The following is a 19,475-nucleotide window of genomic DNA, read 5'->3' as shown; positions in this document are numbered from 1 at the left end:
GCCGTTGTACGGGACGTCTGTTGATCCGGTGGATCAGTGACCCGGTGGATCAGTGACCGGCGGGGCAGGACCCGGCAGGTCAGGAATGCGGTGGATCAGACCATCAGCGAGCGGTCCGTCGGCCGGATCGGGGCCGGCAGGTCGCTCGCGCCCGTGAGGAAGCGGTCGCAGCCGCGCGCGGCCGAGCGGCCCTCGGCGATCGCCCAGACGATGAGGGACTGACCGCGCCCCGCGTCGCCCGCCACGAACACACCCGGCACGTTCGTCTGGAAGTCGGCGTCACGCGCGATGTTGCCGCGCTCGTCGAGGTCCAGGCCGAACTGGTCCACGAGACCGTTCTCGCGGTCCGTGCCGGTGAAGCCCATCGCCAGCGTCACCAGCTGGGCGGGGATCTTCCGCTCCGTGCCCGGCTTCTGCGTCAGCTTGCCGTCGACGAACTCGACCTCGACGAGGTGCAGCCACTGGACGTTGCCGTCCTCGTCGCCCTCGAAGTGGGTGGTGGATACGGAGTAGACCCGCTCGCCGCCCTCCTCGTGCGCGGAGGTGACCTTGTACAGCATCGGGAAGGTCGGCCACGGCTGGTTCGGGGCACGGTCCTCGCCCGGCTTCGGCATGATCTCCAGCTGTGTGACCGAGGCCGCGCCCTGGCGGTGGGCGGTGCCCACGCAGTCCGCGCCGGTGTCGCCACCGCCGATGACGACGACGTGCTTGCCCTCGGCCGTGATGGGGGGCGCCACGAAGTCGCCCTCCTGCACCTTGTTGGCCAGCGGCAGGTACTCCATCGCCTGGTGGATGCCGTTCAGCTCGCGGCCGGGGACCGGCAGGTCACGGGCAGTGGTGGCGCCCGCGGCGATGACGACGGCGTCGTACCGCTTCTTCAGGTCCGTCGCCTTGAGGTCCCGGCCGATCTCGATGCCCGTCCGGAAGCGGGTGCCCTCCGCGCGCATCTGCTCGATACGGCGGTTGATGTGCCGCTTCTCCATCTTGAACTCGGGGATGCCGTAGCGGAGGAGCCCTCCGACGCGGTCCGCGCGCTCGTAGACGGCGACGGTGTGACCGGCCCGGGTCAGCTGCTGGGCGGCGGCCAGGCCCGCCGGGCCCGAGCCGATGACCGCGACCGTCTTGCCGGAGAGGCGCTCCGGGACCTGGGGGGCGACGTCGCCGCCGTCCCACGCCTTGTCGATGATCGAGACTTCGACGTTCTTGATGGTGACGGCCGGCTGGTTGATGCCGAGCACGCACGCCGACTCGCAGGGAGCGGGGCACAGGCGGCCCGTGAACTCCGGGAAGTTGTTGGTGGCGTGCAGGCGCTCGGAGGCGGCCGCCCAGTCCTCGCGGTAGGCGTAGTCGTTCCACTCGGGGATGAGGTTCCCGAGGGGACAGCCGTTGTGGCAGAACGGGATGCCGCAGTCCATGCAGCGGGACGCCTGCTTCGAGATGATCGGGAGCAGGGAACCGGGGACGTAGACCTCGTTCCAGTCCTTCAGCCGTACGTCGACGGGGCGGGACTTGGCGACCTCGCGCCCGTGGTTGAGGAAGCCCTTCGGGTCAGCCATTGATCGCCGCCTCCATCATCTTCTCGGTGATCTCGGTCTCGGAGAGACCGGCCTGCTCGGCGGCGGCCTTGGCGGCGAGCACTGCCTTGTACGTGCTGGGGATGATCTTGCTGAAGCGCTCCGCGGCGACGGACCAGTCGGCGAGCAGCTTCTCGGCGACCGTCGAACCCGTCTCCTCGGCGTGGCGGCGCACCACGTCGTGCAGCCACTGCCTGTCGGTGTCGTCGAGGGCCTCGATCGCGCCCACGTTGCCGACGTTGACGTTGTCGCGGTCCAGGTCGATGACGTACGCGATGCCGCCCGACATACCGGCCGCGAAATTGCGGCCCGTCTCGCCGAGGACGACCGCGTGGCCGCCGGTCATGTACTCGCAGCCGTGGTCGCCCACGCCCTCGGAGACCACCAGGGCACCGGAGTTGCGGACGCAGAACCGCTCGCCCGTACGGCCCCGGAGGAACAGCTCGCCGCCGGTCGCGCCGTAGGCGATGGTGTTGCCCGCGATGGTGGAGTACTCGGCGAGGTGGTCGGCACCCCGGTCGGGACGGACGATCACCCGGCCGCCGGAGAGGCCCTTGCCGACGTAGTCGTTGGCGTCGCCCTCCAGGCGCAGCGTGACGCCGCGCGGGAGGAAGGCGCCGAAGGACTGGCCCGCCGAGCCGGTGAAGGTGATGTCGATGGTGTCGTCGGGGAGCCCTGCCCCGCCGAACTTCTTCGTCACCTCGTGGCCGAGCATCGTGCCGACGGTGCGGTTGATGTTGCGGACCTTGACCTGGGCGCGGACCGGCTGGGCGTCGGTGGCGTCCGAGGCGGCCAGCGCGTCGGCGGCGAGCTTGATCAGCTCGTTGTCGAGCGCCTTCTCCAGGCCGTGGTCCTGCTCGATGAGCTGGTGGCGGACGGCGCCCTCGGGCAGTTCGGGCACGTGGAACAGCGGCTCCAGGTCCAGGCCCTGTGCCTTCCAGTGGTCGACCGCGCGGGTCACGTCGAGCGCCTCGGCGTGGCCGACGGCCTCCTCGATGGAGCGGAAGCCCAGCTCGGCGAGGATCTCGCGGACCTCCTCGGCGATGAACTCGAAGAAGTTCACGACGTACTCGGCCTTGCCGGAGAACCGGTCGCGGAGCGTCGGGTTCTGCGTGGCGATGCCGACCGGGCAGGTGTCCAGGTGGCAGACGCGCATCATGACGCAGCCGGAGACGACGAGCGGCGCGGTCGCGAAACCGAACTCCTCGGCGCCGAGCAGCGCGGCGATGACGACGTCACGGCCGGTCTTCAGCTGGCCGTCGGTCTGCACGACGATGCGGTCGCGCAGGCCGTTGAGCAGCAGCGTCTGCTGGGTCTCGGCGAGGCCGAGCTCCCAGGGGCCGCCCGCGTGCTTCAGCGAGGTGAGCGGGGATGCGCCCGTACCGCCGTCGTGGCCGGAGATGAGGACGACGTCCGCGTGCGCCTTGGAGACACCGGCGGCGACGGTGCCGACGCCGACCTCGGAGACCAGCTTGACGTGAATCCGCGCCTGCGGGTTCGCGTTCTTCAGGTCGTGGATCAGCTGGGCCAGGTCCTCGATGGAGTAGATGTCGTGGTGCGGCGGCGGGGAGATGAGGCCCACGCCCGGCGTCGAGTGACGCGTCCTGGCGACCCACGGGTACACCTTGTGGCCGGGCAGCTGACCGCCCTCACCGGGCTTGGCGCCCTGGGCCATCTTGATCTGGATGTCGTCCGCGTTGACGAGGTACTCGCTCGTCACACCGAAACGGCCGGAGGCGACCTGCTTGATCGACGAACGCCGTGCCGGGTCGTAGAGACGGTCCGGGTCCTCGCCGCCCTCACCGGTGTTGGACTTGCCGCCCAGCTGGTTCATGGCGATGGCGAGGGTCTCGTGCGCCTCCTTGGAGATGGAGCCGTACGACATGGCGCCGGTCGAGAAGCGCTTGACGATCTCGGAGACCGGCTCGACCTCGTCGACGGAGATCGGAGCGCGGCCCTCGCCGGCCTTGAAACCGAACAGGCCGCGCAGCGTCATCAGACGCTCGGACTGCTCGTTCACGCGGCTCGTGTACTGCTTGAAGATGTCGTAGCGGCGCGTGCGGGTGGAGTGCTGGAGGCGGAAGACCGTGTCCGGGTCGAACAGGTGCGGCTCGCCCTCGCGGCGCCACTGGTACTCGCCGCCGATCTCCAGGGCGCGGTGGGCGGGCGCGATGCCGCTGGCCGGGTACGCCTTGGCGTGGCGGGCGGCGACCTCCTTGGCGATGACGTCGATGCCGACGCCGCCGATCTTGGTGGCCGTGCCGTTGAAGTACTTCTCCACGAACTCGTCCGCGAGACCGACGGCCTCGAAGACCTGGGCGCCGCGGTAGGAGGCGACCGTGGAGATGCCCATCTTGGACATGACCTTCAGGACGCCCTTGCCGAGGGCGTAGATCAGGTTGCGGATCGCCTGCTCGGCCTCGATACCGGAGAGGAACGTTCCGGCGCGGACGAGGTCCTCGACGGACTCCATCGCCAGGTACGGGTTGACGGCCGCGGCGCCGAAGCCGATGAGCAGGGCGACGTGGTGGACCTCGCGGACGTCACCGGCCTCGACCAGCAGGCCCACCTGGGTGCGCTGCTTGGTGCGGATGAGGTGGTGGTGGACGGCCGCGGTGAGCAGCAGCGACGGGATCGGCGCGTGCTCGGCGTCCGAGTGGCGGTCCGACAGGACGATCAGCCGGGCGCCGTTGTCGATGGCGGCGTCGGCCTCGGCGCAGATCTCCTCGATGCGCGCGGCGAGGGCGTCACCGCCGCCGGAGACCCGGTACAGGCCGGAGAGGGTCGCGGCCTTCATGCCGGGCATGTCGCCGTCGGCGTTGATGTGGATGAGCTTGGCCAGCTCGTCGTTGTCGATCACCGGGAAGGGCAGGGTGACGCTGCGGCACGACGCGGCGCTGGGCTCCAGGATGTTGCCCTCGGGGCCCAGCGAGGAGCGCAGCGAGGTGACGAGCTCCTCGCGGATGGCGTCCAGCGGCGGGTTGGTGACCTGCGCGAACAGCTGGGTGAAGTAGTCGAAGAGCAGGCGCGGGCGCGAGGACAGCGCGGCGATCGGCGAGTCCGTGCCCATGGATCCGATGGGCTCGGCACCGGCCTTGGCCATCGGCGCGAGGATGACGCGCAGCTCCTCCTCGGTGTAGCCGAAGGTCTGCTGGCGGCGGGTGACCGAGGCGTGGGTGTGGACGATGTGCTCGCGCTCGGGCAGGTCGGAGAGCTCGATCTCGCCGGCCTCCAGCCATTCCGCGTACGGGTTCTCCGCGGCGAGCTGGGCCTTGATCTCGTCGTCCTCGATGATGCGGTGCTCGACGGTGTCGACGAGGAACATCCGGCCCGGCTGCAGGCGACCCTTGCGCACGACCTTGGCGGGGTCGATGTCGAGGACGCCGACCTCGGAGCCGAGGACGACGAGGCCGTCGTCGGTGACCCAGTAGCGGCCGGGGCGCAGGCCGTTGCGGTCGAGGACCGCGCCGACCTGGCGGCCGTCGGTGAAGGTGACACAGGCCGGGCCGTCCCAGGGCTCCATCATCGTGGAGTGGAACTGGTAGAAGGCGCGGCGGGCCGGCTCCATGGAGTCGTGGTTCTCCCACGCCTCCGGGATCATCATCAGCACGGAGTGCGGCAGGGAGCGGCCGCCGAGGTGGAGCAGCTCCAGCACCTCGTCGAAGGACGCCGAGTCGGAGGCGTCCGGCGTACAGATGGGGAAGATCCGGTCGAGCTTGTCCTGCGGGCCGAACAGGTCGGAGGCCAGCTGGGACTCGCGGGCGACCATCCAGTTGCGGTTGCCCTTGACCGTGTTGATCTCGCCGTTGTGCGCGACGAAGCGGTACGGGTGGGCGAGCGGCCACGACGGGAAGGTGTTCGTGGAGAACCGGGAGTGCACGAGCGCGATCGCGGAGGCGAAGCGGCGGTCGGACAGGTCCGGGAAGAAGGGCTCCAGCTGGCCGGTGGTCAGCATGCCCTTGTAGACGATGGTCCGCGCGGACAGCGAGGGGAAGTAGACGTCGACCTCGCGCTCGGCGCGCTTGCGCAGCACGAACGTCTTGCGGTCGAGGTCGATGTCCGTGGCCGGCTCCGCGGCGCCGTCGGCGACGAAGATCTGGCGGAAGGCGGGCATCGTGGAGCGGGCCGTGGCACCGAGCAGCTCGGGGGCGACGGGCACCTCGCGCCAGCCGAGGACTGTCAGGCCCTCGTCGGCGGCGATGGCCTCGATGCGGGCGACGGCGTCCTCGGTGCCCTCCTCGGGCAGGAAGCCGATACCGACGGCGTACGAGCCGGCCTCGGGCAGCTCGAATCCGGCCACCTCGCGGAAGAACGCGTCGGGAACCTGGGAGAGCATGCCGGCGCCGTCACCCGAGTCGGGCTCCGAACCGGTCGCTCCTCGGTGCTCCAGGTTGCGCAGAACGGTGAGCGCCTGCTCGACCAGCGCATGGCTCGCCTCGCCGGTGAGGGTGGCCACGAAGCCGACGCCACAGGCGTCGCGCTCGTTGCGGGGGTCGTACATACCCTGCGCAGCAGGGCGAGCATCCATGAACGACCACTTCTGGCCATTCGTGGAGTGCTGGGACGGCTGGCGCGGCGTACGCATCGGCTCTCCCGTCGTCGTCATCTGGCATATGCGATTGCCGAGGGACGACGCTGGCCCTCTGCGTAAGGTGCAAAATTTCGTGCAGGTTACATGATGGAACGATTCTCGGGAAGCGGATACTTCGTCCCACCATGCGGACGCCACGGCGCGGAGGGGGTGGCCGCACACGGTGGCGTGATCGAACGCGATCAAGGGGAGAGCCGACCGGACAGATCTTTGTCGGTCGACCGGGGTGCAGGAGGCGTCGTCGCCCACTACTCAGGTGCTTCAGATGCTTGACGGGCGTCATTGCCCGCGGCGCTTACGGCTCATGCCCAGCGGTTAAGCATTCGAAACCGCGTGGTAACGACTATTTATGCGGTCCCGCGCATACGTAGCCATCTGATCCATCATACGGCCGCGCCGAACAGGCTGCCCAGGGCGTACGTCACACCCGCCGCCGCACCCCCGAGGGCCAGCTGCCGCAGCCCGCTGAACCACCAGGTTCTGGCCGTCACCCTGGCCACCACGGCACCGCACCCGAAGAGCCCGACGAGCGCCACCAGCACGGCGGGCCACAGCGCGCCCGCCCCGAGGAGATAGGGCAGTACCGGCAGCAGGGCACCCAGCGCGAAGGAGCCGAAACTCGACACCGCGGCCACGACGGGCGAGGGCAGATCGCCGGGATCGACACCCAGCTCCTCGCGCGCGTGGATCTCCAGCGCCTGCTCGGGATCGCGCGACAGCTGCCGCGCCACCTCCCGGGCGAGTACGGCCTCGACGCCACGACTCTCGTAGAGCGCGGCGAGCTCCTCCTCCTCGTCCTTGGGGTGCTTGTGCAACTCCCTCCGCTCGACGTCGAGTTCGGCCTGGACGAGTTCCCGCTGCGAGGCCACGGAGGTGTACTCGCCCGCGGCCATGGAGAAGGCCCCGGCGGCGAGCCCCGCGAGCCCCGCGACGACGACCGCCTCCCGCCCGGCCGTTCCGCCGGCGACACCGGTCATCAGCGCCAGGTTGGACACGAGCCCGTCCATCGCCCCGAACACGGCGGGCCGCAGCCAGCCGCCGTTCACGTCCCGATGGGTGTGGTTGTCGCGGTGCGCCTCGTGCAACGCGGCTTCGGTGTCGATGATCGCCACGATCAAGCCCCTTTCCTCGCGTCGAACGTACGCTCGGAAAATTGCTTCCGCCAGCAAGGAAGGCCGTACTTACCCGGCTCCTCACCCGACTCGGAGACTGTTCGAGAAACGACTGCCGCTCATTCGTACATGACGCTGCACAGATGTCGACCGGGTGATACACGAGCGTTCCGCGCGCCGCCGAGGCACCCGATGTGGGAGAGATCTTCCCAGCGAAAGCTGGCACATCTTCAGAGCGGATCAACTGCCCACCGGGCCGGACCTGCCCACGGGCCAGAGAGGCGACCGTATGCCTTCCATCGCCTGCATTCCCTCGGTCCCGGCGCCCGGGGACGCCGCCGACCTCCGCGAGCGGGCACGGGGGGCCATGCTCGGGCTCGCCGTCGGGGACGCGCTGGGGGCGCCCGCCGAGAACATGAAACCCTCCGAGATCCGCGCGCGCTGGGGGCGCATCACCGGGTACGTGGCCGAGCGCCCCTCGGGGACCGACGACACCGAGTACGCCATCTTCTCCGGGCTGCTGCTGGCCCGGCACGGCTCGGCGCTCACCGTCACCCACGTGGAGACGGCCTGGCACCAGTGGATCGCGGACCGGGACGAGGGCCCGTTCCGGGGTGCCGGTTTCAGCGAACGCGGCACCCTGGAGAACCTCCGCCGGGGCCTCGCCGCGCCGATCTCCGCCCAGCACCGGCACGCCTGGAGCGACGGCCTGGCCATGCGCGCGGCCCCCTTCGGCGTCTTCGCGGCGGGCCGCCCGGCGGAGGCCGCCCGGCTGGTCGCCATCGACGGCTCGGTCAGCCATGACGGCGAGGGCATCTACGGCGGCCAGGCGGTCGCGGCGGGTGTGGCGGCGGCCATGGCGGGCGCACCCACGATCTCCGTCGTGGCCTCCGCGCTCGCCGTGATCCCCGACGACTCCTGGACGGCGCGCTCCCTGCGCCGGGCGGTCGCGGTCGCCCACCGGGGCGAACGCGCGGTCCGCTCCGCCGTAGTCATCGGCGGCTACCCCTGGACCGACCTCGCCCCCGAGGCCGTCGCCCTCGCCTTCGGCGCCTACGCGGCGGCCGACGGCGACTTCACCGAGTCGGTGCTGACCGCGGTGAACATGGGCCGCGACGCCGACACGACCGCGGCGGTCGCCGGCGCGCTGGCCGGAGCGACCCGGGGAGCGTCGTCGATCCCGGCCGACTGGACCGCCGCGATCGGCCCGGCAAGAGGCAGCTGCCTGCCGTCCATGGCCGGCCACCACGTCCTGGACGTGGCCGAACTCCTGGTCCCGACCGAGGGCGGCAAATGGACCACGGGCCCGGCCCTCTTCCCCCACGGCGACCGTCCCCTCCCACCCCCGACCACCTTCGCCCTCGCCCCGGCCGACACGACGGAGACCCCCGCATGACCCCACCGACCCCGTGGGACGACACGACCCCCACAGCCCCCTCCACGCCGTACGAGAAGCCGCCCCGCGGAACACCGTCCGCATCCCACGACGGGCCGAGGGACACGGCAGATACGGCAGATACGGCAGATACGGCGACCATCAGCGAGCCACACCCCGAGGTGAAGCCGACCGCGAGGGCGACCGAACCTCTTGCCCCGGAGCTGTTCGAACCCGCACGCCCGGCCCCGGCGAATCCGCTCGCCCACGCAGCCGCGGCCGCCGGCGGTGGGGGCGCCCCACAGGGGCCACCCGCACCCGACGACGAAACCCGCACGGCCGGTGCGGGTGGGAAGAACGAAGCGGCCGAAGGCGCAGCCGAGGCCGGCAGGCCCCGCCCCCCGAAGGGCACCCGCATCGAGGGCCTCCTCCTCGGCCTCGCCGCAGGCGACGCCGCCGGCTGGCCCGCCGCCCGCCACCGTGCCGCCCGCATGCCGGAATGGACCCGCCGCCTCACCCGCGAACTCGACGCCTTCGCCGAGCAGAACGCCACCACCACTCTCCCCGTCCCCATCGCCCTCAACCAGCCCCCCGAACCCCTCCGCCTCGGCCCCTCCGACGACGCGGAATGGGCGGCCTTCGCCGCCGAGGCCCTCCTCCGAGCCGGCGACACCGCCGCACTCGGCGACCTCAGCCTGGAACGCCGCACCCGCGCCTCCATCGACCTCTCCTGGAACGCCGTGGCCAGCGAGATCGCCGCCGCCGCCGAACGCGCCCCCGAGGTCGAGTCCGCCGTGCTCCCCCTGCGCGCCCGTATCTCCGTACGCGCCGGCCTCGGCAACCTCGCCACCGGCCTGCGCCCACCCGCCACCGGCCACGACAACCCCCACTACTTCGACGACGCGGCCTGCGTCCGTGCCTGCGTCCTGGCGGTGGCCCACCCGGGCGACCCCCGAGGCGCCGCCGACCTGGCCGAGTTCGACGCCCGCTACACCCAGGACGGCGACGGCGTGCACGGCGCACGAGCGATGGCCGCCGCGCTCGCGCTGGCGCTCACCGGCGCGGACGTCGACGACTGCGCGGCCGCGGCCCTGGCCGAACTCCCCGCCGGGACGGAGATCGGCCGCAACGCCCGCCACGCCCTCGACCTCGCCCACCGCCACAGAAAGGAAGGAACATTCGCTCTGGTCCCCCTCCTGGAGCACCAGATCGTCGACCACGTGTACAGCTACGGCATCGCCGCAGCCGAGACCGTCCCCGTGGCCCTCGCCCTGGCCACCGCCGCGCGCGGCCGGATCGCCGAGGCCGTCCCCGCCGCCGCCTGCCTCTCCCGGGTCGCCGACTCCGCCCCGGCTCTGGCCGGCGCCCTGACCGGCGCACTCGGCGGCGGCAGCGCCGTCCCCGACACCTGGCGGGACGCCTGCCGCACCCTCTCCGGCTGCGCCCTCCCCCGCCTCACCGGCACCGACCTCGTCCACCTCGCCGAACTTCTCGACACAGCGGAACTCCCCACCACCCGCGGCGTTAGCCGGGCATGACGCCCGCATCGCGACCCGCACCCGTCCCGGCCCCCGCCCCGGCAGCCGTCCCGGACGCCGCCCTCGACGAACGCATCACCGGCGCCCTGGTCGGCGCCGCCGTGGGCGACGCCCTCGGCGGCCCGGTGGAGGGCTACACCCCGGAGCAGATCCTCGAACGCCACGGCGGCCGCGTGCACGGCGTCGTCGGCCCCTGGAACGGCGACGACTGGCGTACCGCCCGCCCCATCGCCCCGTACCACAAGGGCGACGGCCACGTCACCGACGACACCTTGATGACGCACGCGCTCGTCCGGGTGTACGACCGCGTACGCGACCACCTCGACGCGTACGCCGTCGCCGAGCACCTGGTGCCGGACATGATGACGACCCCGCGCTGGATCCCCGAGCTGGAGGCCGAGGCCCTCCCCCTCCAGCGGGTCTTCCTCGCCGAGAAGTGGCTCGTGGCCCGGATCCACTACGGCCACATCGACCCCCGCGAGGCCGGCACCGGCAACATCGTCAACTGCGGCGCCGCGATGTACATGGCCCCCGTCGGCCTGGTCAACGCGGCCGATCCGTCCGGCGCGTACGCCGAGGCACTCGACGTCGCGGGCGCCCACCAGTCGTCGTACGGCAGGGAGGCCGCGGGCGTGTTCGCGGCGGCCGTCGCCGCGGCGTGCACCCCGGGCGCGACAGCGGAGTCGGTGGTCGAGGCCTGCCTCGCCCTGGCGAAGGACGGCACCCGCGCGGCGATCGAGTCGGTGTGCGAAGTGGCCCGCCGTCACACGGACTTCGAGTCGGCGCTACGGCCGCTCCGCGAGGCGGTCGCCCCGTTCGACACGGTCGGCCCCGACTACCGCGCCCCCTCCCTCGGCGCCCGCCGCCCGTCCCGGCTCCACGCGATCGAGGAACTCCCCATCGCGCTCGGCATGTTGCTCGTGGCCCGCGGTGACTACCGGCACGCGGTGCTGGGTTCGGTGAACTACGGCCGCGACTGCGACTCCATCGCGACGATGTCCGGCGCCCTCGCCGGCGCACTGGGCTCGGACGTCCCCTCCGACTGGGCCAAGACGGTGGCGGAGGCCAGCCGGCTCGACCTGCACGCCCCCGCCCGGACGTTGACGGACGTCGCGCTCCAGATCCACGGCCAGGACGTCCGCCGCCACCGCGCCCACGAGTCGGCCTTCACCGCGTTGGCCCCCGTCCGGTGACCCCCTTGCGTCTCACCTGGGTCCAGCCCGAGGACCTCCTCGGCCACGAACTCCACCAGGCCCGCCAGGACGGCCGCGAGCCCTCGGCCGTCGCCGCGCGCTGGCGGGCGGCGGGCGGCCCCCCGGCCCCCCGGCGCGCCGGCGCCTCCCCCGACCGGGCCTCCCGCTACCTCCGCCAGCTCGCCGAGGACCTGCTGGACGAACTGGCGGACCTGCCGAGCGGGTTGGCGGACGACGAACCGACAGACCTGAGCACGATCAAGTCCCTGTGCACCGACTGGCCCGCCCCGCCCGCTCGCCCTGTCCCGCCCGCCACGTACGTACGACGTCTCGAAGCCGCCTGGCTGGGCCGAGCCGCAGGCTGCCTCCTCGGCAAACCCGTCGAGAAGCTCCCCCTCGACGCCATCCGCTGCCTCGCCGCGGCCACCGGCAACTGGCCCCTCACCACCTGGTTCACCGCCCGAGGCGTCCCCCCGGAGCTCCTGGCCGCCCATCCCTGGAACCGCCGCTCGGCCCCCACCTCCCTCGCCGAGAACATCGACGGCATGCCCGAGGACGACGACCTCAACTACCCCCTCCTCAACCTCCTCCTCCTGGCCCGCCACGGCCGGGACTTCACCACCGCCGACGTGGCCACCCTCTGGCTGGACGAACTCCCCGCGGGCCGCACCTTCACCGCCGAACGCGTCGCCTACCGCAACCTCCTCTGCGGCATCGACCCACCCCGCACCGCCCGCCACCGCAACCCGTTCCGCGAGTGGATCGGCGCCCTGATCCGCGCCGACGTCCACGGCTGGACCAACCCCGGCGACCCGGCCGCCGCAGCCGAACAGGCCCACCGGGACGCCACCCTCACCCACACCGCCAACGGCGTCTACGCGGCCATGTTCGTCGCGGCCACCATCGCCGAGGCGGCCACCGGCACCCACGACGTCCACCAGTGCCTGCGCACCGGCCTGACGGTCGTCCCCCCGCACTCCCGCCTCGCCAGGGCGATCGACCACGCTCTCCGACTGACCACGGAGATCCGGGACTTCGACGCGATCGTCGACGAACTCCACGCAGCCCACACCGACCACCACTGGGTCCACGCCGTCCCCAACACCGCCCTGCTCACCGCCGCCCTCACCCACGCGGACGGCGACTACGCGGCCTCCATCTGCCGCGCCGTGTCGGGCGGTTGGGACACCGACTCCAACGGAGCCACGGCGGGCAGCATCGCGGGGCTCCTGACCGGCGCCCCGGACGCGCTCCCCGACCGCTGGACGGCCCCCCTCAAGAACCGCCTGGCCACCTCGATCGCCGACTTCGACGGCATCGGCTTCGACACCCTGGCCCACCTCACCCTCCGGGAGACCCCCCACCCATGACCCAGGCGCCACCCCCGCCGCAGGCGGACGCCCCTCCGCTCAGCCACCTCCGCGTCCTCGACCTCGCCACGCTCTTCGCCGGCCCCCTCGCCGCCACGATGCTCGGTGACTTCGGCGCGGAGGTCATCAAGGTCGAGCACCCCACGAAACCGGACCCGTCCCGGGGCCACGGCCCGTCGAAGGACGGCGTGGGCCTGTGGTGGAAGCTGCTGGGCCGCAACAAGCGCACCCTGACGCTGAACCTCTCCACCCCCGGCGGCCGGGACACCCTCCTGCGGCTCGCCGCCACCGCCGACGTGATCATCGAGAACTTCCGCCCCGGCACCCTGGAGAAATGGGGTCTTGGCTGGGAGGAGCTGTCGGCGGCGAACCCCGGTCTGGTCCTCGCCCGGGTCACCGGCTTCGGCCAGTACGGCCCGTACGCGCACCGCCCCGGCTTCGGCACGCTCGCCGAGGCGATGAGCGGGTTCGCCGCGATCACCGGCGAACCCGGCGCCCCACCGGTCCTGCCGCCCTTCGGTCTCGCCGACTCCATCGCGGGCCTCGCGACGGCGTACGCGGTGATGACCGCACTCGCGGCGCGTGACCGCACCGGACAAGGGCAGACGGTCGACATGGCGATCATCGAGCCGATCCTCACCGTTCTCGGCCCCCAGCCCCTCTGGTACGACCAGTTGGGCCACGTCCAGCCGCGTACGGGCAACCGCTCCGCGAACAACGCGCCCCGCAACACCTATCGCACGGCGGACGGTTCCTGGGTGGCCGTGTCCACCTCGGCCCAGTCGATCGCGGAACGCGTGATGCGTCTGGTCGGACGGCCCGAGCTGATCGACGAGCCCTGGTTCGCTTCGGGGGCGGAGCGGGCCCGGCACGCGGACGTCCTGGACGAGGCGGTCGGCGCGTGGATCGCCCGTCACACCCGGGAGGAGGTCATCGAGGCGTTCGAGAAGGCGGAGGCCGCGGTGGCCCCCATCCAGGACGTACGGGAGGTGATGACCGACCCCCAGTACCGCGCCCTGGACACGATCACCACCGTCGACGACCCCGACCTCGGCCCCCTGCGCATGCAGAACGTCCTCTTCCGCCTCTCCTCCACCCCCGGCGCGATCCGCTGGGCGGGCCGCGCGCACGGCGCCGACACGGACTCGATCCTGGCCGAACTGGGCCTGTCCGCACCGGAGATCGCGGCCCTTCGCCAGGAGGGTGCCCTGTGACCCCGCAGTCGCCGACGCCCTTCCCCCTGACCTGGCTGTACGTCCCCGGCGACCGTCCGGAGAGGGTCACCAAGGCGCTGGCCTCCGGCGCGGACGTGGTGATCGTGGACCTGGAGGACGCGGTGGCCCCCGACCGCAAGGCCTACGCCCGCGCGGCCACCGCCGAACTCCTCTCCGCACCGCCGCCCGTACCGGTCCACGTACGCGTCAACGCCCTGCGCACCCCGGAGGCCGAGGCGGACCTCGAAGCCCTCGCCCCGCTCCCCGGTCTGGCCGCCCTCCGCCTCCCGAAGGTCACGTGCCCGGACGAAGTGGCGAGCGTCGCGGAGCGGACCGCGCCGGCGGAAGGAGGAGCGATCCCCCTGTACGCCCTCCTCGAATCGGCGCTGGCGGTGGAGCGGGCGTACGACATCGCCACCGCGCACCCCGCCCTCCGGGGCATCGCCCTCGGCGAGGCCGATCTCCGCGCGGACCTGGCCGTCAGCGACGACCGGGCCCTCGACTGGCCGCGCTCCCGGGTGATCCTCGCCGCCCGGGCCGCCGGCCTTCCGTCGCCCGCCCAGTCGATCCACCCGGACACGAAGGATCTGGCGGGGCTGGCGGCCACGTCCGCGCACGGGCGCGCGCTCGGCTTTCTGGGCCGTGCCGCCATCCACCCCCGTCAGCTCCCGGTGATCGAGCGCGCCTACACCCCGACGGCCCAGGAGGTGGAGTCGGCCGAGCGGACCTTGAGGGCGGCGACCACCACGGCCGGGGCGCAAGCCCTCCCCGACGGCCGCTTCATCGATCCGGCCGTGGTCGCCGCGGCCCGGCGAACCCTGACCCTGGCCGGCCGCCCCACCCAGCTGTGATCCGCCCCCGTCGCCCCTACCCGTCCCTCCCCCAGGGGCTGCGCCCCTTCGACCCCCACACGTCCGCCCGGTGGGGGCTGGTCGCGCAGTTCCCCGCGCCCCTGAAAAGCGGGGGCTGCGCCCCACGCTTTTCAGGCCCGCAGGGCCTGAATCCTTCAGGGGCGCGGGGAACTGCGCGAGAAGCCCCCACTGACCCGCACCCGACCACGCACCCCGGTCCCCCAAACCAAAAACCCACCTGCCCCCGAAGGGACAGGTGGGCAGGCACCACAGCTACCGAACAGCCATTCGTCAGCTCTTCTCCGCGGACTCTGGCTCCTTCTTCGCACTCCCGCCGTCGGAGGCCTCCGCGTCCTTCTTCTCCTCGGCGTCACCCTCGGACTTGGCCTTGGCCGAAGCCTCGCCCGACGCCGACTCCGCGTCCGCGGCCGACGCGGCAGCGCCCTCGTCCCCGTCACCGTCGGAGCCCCCCGGTTCCACGATCTCCTCCCGCCCCGGCCGCTTCCGGGCCGACAGGACGATGTAGAGCACGGCGAGGACGAAGACGAACAGCGCGGTCCAGTTGTTGAGGCGCAGTCCGAGGATGTGGTGGGCCTCGTCGACCCGCATGTACTCGATCCAGAACCGCCCCGCGCAGTACGCGGCGACATACAGCGCGAACGCCCGCCCGTGCCCGAGCTTGAACCGGCGGTCCGCCCAGATGACGAGCAGCGCGACACCGATGCACCACAGCGACTCGTAGAGGAAGGTCGGGTGGTACGTACCCGGCAGCCGACCGTCCGTGGAGGACGTGATCTCCACGGCCCACGGCAGATCCGTCGGCTTGCCGTACAGCTCCTGGTTGAACCAGTTGCCCCAGCGCCCGATCGCCTGGGCGAGGGCGATACCGGGGGCGACGGCGTCGGCGTACGCGGGCAGCGGGATGCCCCGGCGCCGGCAGCCGATCCACGCGCCCACCGCGCCGAGGGCGATCGCGCCCCAGATGCCGAGGCCGCCCTCCCAGACCTTGAAGGCGTCCACCCAGTCACGGCCCTCGCTGAAGTACAGCTCGTAGTCCGTGATCACGTGGTAGAGCCGTCCGCCGATCAGGCCGAAGGGCACGGCCCAGACGGCGATGTCGGCGACTGTTCCGGCCCGTCCGCCCCGCGCGACCCAGCGTTTGTTGCCGAGCCAGACGGCTACGAAGACACCGATGATGATGCAGAAGGCGTAGCCGCGCAGCGGGACGGGACCGAGGTACAGCACCCCGCGCGACGGGCTGGGAATGTAGGCAAGTTCCATGGCAGGATCGACGCTACCCTGCCGGACCCGGCCGACGGCGGGCGCCCCGGCAACAGGTCCATAACGCCGTCCCCTTGGTGTCTTGACGCCCCACGGCCCCCGGCGGTCCCGCGGCTCACTCCCGCGTCACCCCTGACTCGCCCCCTGTCTCACCCCTCGGCCTTCGCCTCCACCATCTGCTTCAGCTTGGCGGGGGTCATGGACTGGTCCGCGTAGATGTTGGTGCCGTTGAGGAAGACGCTCGGTGTGCCGGAGAAGCCGCCCTTCTGGAAGGCCTCGTTCGACTTCGCGACCCAGCTGTTGTGCTTGCCGTCCTCGACGCAGGTGCGGAAGGCGGCGGTGTCCAGGCCGTCCACCTTCTTCGCCAGGTCGAGGAGCCTGGTCTCGCTCGCGAAGGCGTCGTCCGTCTCGGGCGGCTGGTTCTCGAAGAGCACGTCGTGGTACGCGGGGAACTTGCTTTCGTTCTGCGCGCACGCCGCGGCATTGGCGGCCGTGCGGGAGCCGCTGCCGCCCATGTTGCCGTCGATCAGGGTGGCGAGGTGGTACTCGACCTTCAGCTTCCCGGCCTCGGTCAGCTCGTGGATCGTCGAGCGATAGGCGTCCTCGAAGGATTTGCAGGCCGGGCAGCGGAAGTCCTCCCACACGGAGAGGGTCGACCTGGCGCCGGCGTCCCCGACGGGGATCGCGAGGCTGTCCTCGCCGTTCGCCCCCGAGGGTGCGACGACCGGGCCCGAGGCGCCGGCCTCGTCGTCCTTGTCCGCGTTCGCCGCCACGACGCCGATCACGGCGGCCAGCCCCAGCACGCACACCACGGAGGCGCCCACGATCAGCACCCGACGGCGCTTCTCGGCGGCCTTCTGCTTCTCGCGCTCCTCCGCCAGCCGTTCACGGGCGGTGCGCTTTCCCTCACGGTTCTTCTCGCTCACAACCCGCAGAACGAACCGGGGAGGCGCTCAGCGCCTCCCCGATCCCACTTCCACCCGTTCGAGTGAGCGGATTGCCCGTTACGTCCAGCGATCCCCGTGCGACAAACGGGTGAACGTCACGAGCGCGTCCCACGCCGGGTCGCACGCCCGGTGGTCCGGCCGCTCACGCGCCCCGGCGTACGCCCTTCGCGAGGTCGCCCGCCAGTTCCCGTACGGCGTCCAGGCCTGCCGCCTCGTCGGGCGCGTCCAGCATCCGCTTCACAAACGCGGAGCCGACGATCACCCCGTCGGCGAACCCGGCGACCTCGGCGGCCTGTTCGGCGTTGGAGACGCCGAGGCCTACGCAGACCGGCAGGCCGGAGCCCGTGGCCCGGGTGCGTTCCACCAGGTCCTGGGCCTGCGCGCCCACCGACTCGCGGGTGCCCGTCACGCCCATCAGCGAGGCCGCGTAGACGAAGCCACTGCCCGCCGCGGTGATCTCGGCGAGCCGGGCGTCCTTGCTGCTGGGCGCGACCACGAAGACCGTGCCGAGGCCGTGCTTCTCCGCGTGCTCCCTCCACAGCGCCGACTCCTGGACGGGCAGGTCGGGCAGGATGCAGCCCGCGCCGCCCGCCTCCGCGAGCTCGGCCGTGAAGCGCTCGACGCCGTAGCGGTCGATGGGGTTCCAGTACGTCATGACCAGCACCGGCTTCCCGGTGGCCTCGTGCGCCTCCCGCACCGTACGCATCACGTCGGCGATCTTGACACCGCCCCGCAGGGCGATGTCGTCGGCGGTCTGGATGACGGGGCCGTCGAGGACCGGGTCGCTGTGCGGCAGCCCCACCTCGACGACGTCGGCGCCGCCCTCGAAGACGGCCTTGATCGCGGCGATACCGCCGTCGACGGTCGGGAACCCGGCCGGCAGATAGGCGATGAGCGCGGAGCGCCCCTCCGCCTTGGCGGAGGCGAGGGTGTCACTCAACAGCTGGATGTTCCCGTTCACTTGGCGTCCCCCTCGATCTCCGCGAGATCGGCCGCGTCGGCGGCGACCTCGGCGTCGGCACCACCGTCGTACAGGCCGAAGTAACGCGCGGCCGTGTCCATGTCCTTGTCGCCGCGCCCGGACAGGTTGACGACGATCAGCCCGTCCGTGCCCAGCTCCCTGCCGACCTCCAGAGCCCCGGCGAGCGCGTGGGCGCTCTCGATCGCCGGGATGATGCCCTCGGTGCGCGACAGCAGACGCAGCGCCTGCATGGCGGCGTCGTCCGTGACGGCGCGGTACTCGCCGCGGCCACTGTCCTTGAGGTAGGCGTGCTCGGGGCCGATGCCCGGGTAGTCGAGGCCGGCCGAGATCGAGTACGGCTCGGTGATCTGGCCCTCCTCGTCCTGCAGGACGTACGAGCGCGAGCCGTGCAGGATGCCCGGCTCACCCGCGGTCAGCGTGGCCGCGTGCTCGCCGGTCTCCACGCCGTGCCCGGCCGGCTCGCAGCCGATGAGGCGGACGCCCGCGTCCGGGATGAAGGCGTGGAAGAGGCCGATGGCGTTGGAGCCGCCGCCCACGCAGGCGACGGCGGCGTCGGGCAGCCGTCCCGCGCGTTCGAGGATCTGCCGCCTGGCCTCGACACCGATGACCCGGTGGAAGTCGCGGACCATCGCGGGGAAGGGGTGGGGGCCGGCCACGGTACCGAACAGGTAGTGGGTGCGGTCGACGTTGGCGACCCAGTCCCGGAACGCCTCGTTGATGGCGTCCTTGAGGGTCCGGGAGCCGGACTTCACGGCGACGACCTCGGCGCCGAGCATCCGCATCCGGGCGACGTTCAGGGCTTGGCGCTGGGTGTCGATCTCGCCCATGTAGATGGTGCAGTCGAGGCCGAAGAGCGCGCAGGCCGTGGCGGTGGCGACGCCGTGCTGGCCCGCTCCCGTCTCGGCGATGACCCGGGTCTTGCCCATGCGCTTGGTGAGCAGGGCTTGCCCGAGCACGTTGTTGATCTTGTGGGATCCGGTGTGGTTCAGGTCCTCGCGCTTGAGGAAGACCCGCGCGCCGCCGGCGTGCTCGGCGAACCGGGGCACCTCGGTGAGCGAGCTGGGCCGGCCGGTGTAGTGGACGAGCAGGTCGTCGAGCTCGCGCGCGAACTCAGGGTCGTGCTTGGCCTTGTCGTACTCCACGGCGACCTCGTCCACGGCGGCGACCAGCGCCTCCGGGATGAACTTGCCGCCGAACGCGCCGAAATACCCCTCGGCGCTGGGAACCTGACCCTCGGGGTCGGGAATGAAGAACTCACTGGACATGCGCATACCTCGCAGGGGCGTGGCCCCGTCGTTGGTCGGACTCCGGCTGACAGCGATCACGTACGCGCGCCGCGCACCCGGGGCGGGCCCCGGCTGTCGAACTGCCCCGCGGCACCGCGGTCCCCGCGCTCGGCCGGGATCCGGTACTCGCTCGCCACCGCTCCGATCCACCCGCCGCGACG

13 protein-coding genes are annotated in these 19,475 nt (G+C 72.0%); 6 read left to right on the top strand and 7 right to left on the bottom strand.

Translation table 11 applies throughout. The annotated features are described in order from the left end of the window. Nucleotides 1–95 precede the first annotated feature (95 nt). From P8T65_RS35630 to P8T65_RS35620, 3 genes are all read right to left on the bottom strand, one after another. Nucleotides 96–1,556, bottom strand: a complete 1,461-nt coding sequence (locus P8T65_RS35630; RefSeq protein ID WP_316729270.1) for a glutamate synthase subunit beta — start codon at nt 1,554–1,556, stop codon at nt 96–98. After that, the gene (gltB, locus tag P8T65_RS35625; protein ID WP_316731830.1) at nt 1,549–6,159 is read right to left on the bottom strand and encodes a glutamate synthase large subunit; all 4,611 of its coding nucleotides are present in this window, start codon (nt 6,157–6,159) and stop codon (nt 1,549–1,551) included. The genes P8T65_RS35630 and gltB overlap by 8 nt, the downstream gene beginning before the upstream one ends. A 389-nt stretch (nt 6,160–6,548) precedes the next feature. Continuing rightward, nucleotides 6,549–7,277: a VIT1/CCC1 transporter family protein gene (locus P8T65_RS35620; RefSeq protein ID WP_316729268.1), complete on the bottom strand. Its 729-nt coding sequence runs from the start codon at nt 7,275–7,277 to the stop codon at nt 6,549–6,551. A gap of 289 nt (nt 7,278–7,566) precedes the next feature. On the opposite strand from P8T65_RS35620, the gene P8T65_RS35615 reads away from it, so the two are divergent. From P8T65_RS35615 to P8T65_RS35590, 6 genes are read left to right on the top strand one after another with little or no spacing between them, the layout of a single operon-like run. Next, nucleotides 7,567–8,673, top strand: a complete 1,107-nt coding sequence (locus tag P8T65_RS35615; protein WP_316729266.1) for an ADP-ribosylglycohydrolase family protein — start codon at nt 7,567–7,569, stop codon at nt 8,671–8,673. Next, nucleotides 8,670–10,190: an ADP-ribosylglycohydrolase family protein gene (locus P8T65_RS35610; RefSeq protein WP_316729265.1), complete on the top strand. Its 1,521-nt coding sequence runs from the start codon at nt 8,670–8,672 to the stop codon at nt 10,188–10,190. Before P8T65_RS35615 ends, P8T65_RS35610 begins: the two co-directional genes overlap by 4 nt. Next, entirely contained in the window at nt 10,187–11,383 is a 1,197-nt protein-coding gene (locus P8T65_RS35605) for an ADP-ribosylglycohydrolase family protein (RefSeq protein WP_316729264.1), read from the top strand. The genes P8T65_RS35610 and P8T65_RS35605 overlap by 4 nt, the downstream gene beginning before the upstream one ends. Continuing rightward, the gene (locus P8T65_RS35600) at nt 11,380–12,753 is read left to right on the top strand and encodes an ADP-ribosylglycohydrolase family protein (protein ID WP_316729263.1); all 1,374 of its coding nucleotides are present in this window, start codon (nt 11,380–11,382) and stop codon (nt 12,751–12,753) included. The genes P8T65_RS35605 and P8T65_RS35600 overlap by 4 nt, the downstream gene beginning before the upstream one ends. Beyond that, on the top strand, nt 12,750–13,967 hold the full coding sequence (locus tag P8T65_RS35595) for a CoA transferase (protein WP_316729262.1): 1,218 nt from the start codon (nt 12,750–12,752) through the stop codon (nt 13,965–13,967). The genes P8T65_RS35600 and P8T65_RS35595 overlap by 4 nt, the downstream gene beginning before the upstream one ends. Further along, nucleotides 13,964–14,818 carry a CoA ester lyase gene (locus tag P8T65_RS35590; RefSeq protein ID WP_316729261.1) on the top strand — a complete coding sequence of 285 codons (855 nt, stop codon included), beginning with the start codon at nt 13,964–13,966 and terminating at the stop codon, nt 14,816–14,818. Before P8T65_RS35595 ends, P8T65_RS35590 begins: the two co-directional genes overlap by 4 nt. A gap of 291 nt (nt 14,819–15,109) precedes the next feature. Here P8T65_RS35590 and lgt read toward each other — a convergent pair whose 3' ends face one another. From lgt to trpB, 4 genes are all read right to left on the bottom strand, one after another. Next, the gene (gene lgt / locus P8T65_RS35585; protein ID WP_316729260.1) at nt 15,110–16,099 is read right to left on the bottom strand and encodes a prolipoprotein diacylglyceryl transferase; all 990 of its coding nucleotides are present in this window, start codon (nt 16,097–16,099) and stop codon (nt 15,110–15,112) included. A gap of 149 nt (nt 16,100–16,248) precedes the next feature. Beyond that, nucleotides 16,249–17,025 carry a thioredoxin domain-containing protein gene (locus tag P8T65_RS35580; protein WP_316729259.1) on the bottom strand — a complete coding sequence of 259 codons (777 nt, stop codon included), beginning with the start codon at nt 17,023–17,025 and terminating at the stop codon, nt 16,249–16,251. A 163-nt stretch (nt 17,026–17,188) separates the two neighbouring features. Beyond that, nucleotides 17,189–18,007, bottom strand: coding sequence for a tryptophan synthase subunit alpha (gene trpA / locus P8T65_RS35575; protein WP_316729258.1), 819 nt, complete (start codon nt 18,005–18,007; stop codon nt 17,189–17,191). Further along, on the bottom strand, nt 18,004–19,293 hold the full coding sequence (gene trpB / locus P8T65_RS35570; protein WP_316729257.1) for a tryptophan synthase subunit beta: 1,290 nt from the start codon (nt 19,291–19,293) through the stop codon (nt 18,004–18,006). The genes trpA and trpB overlap by 4 nt, the downstream gene beginning before the upstream one ends. Nucleotides 19,294–19,475: the final 182 nt, after the last annotated feature.

Origin of the sequence: Streptomyces sp. 11x1, from assembly GCF_032598905.1 — a bacterium.
GTDB lineage: Bacteria > Actinomycetota > Actinomycetes > Streptomycetales > Streptomycetaceae > Streptomyces.
The sequence above is the reverse complement of the archived record's forward strand: the minus strand, read 5'-3'. Positions and strand labels throughout refer to the sequence as shown.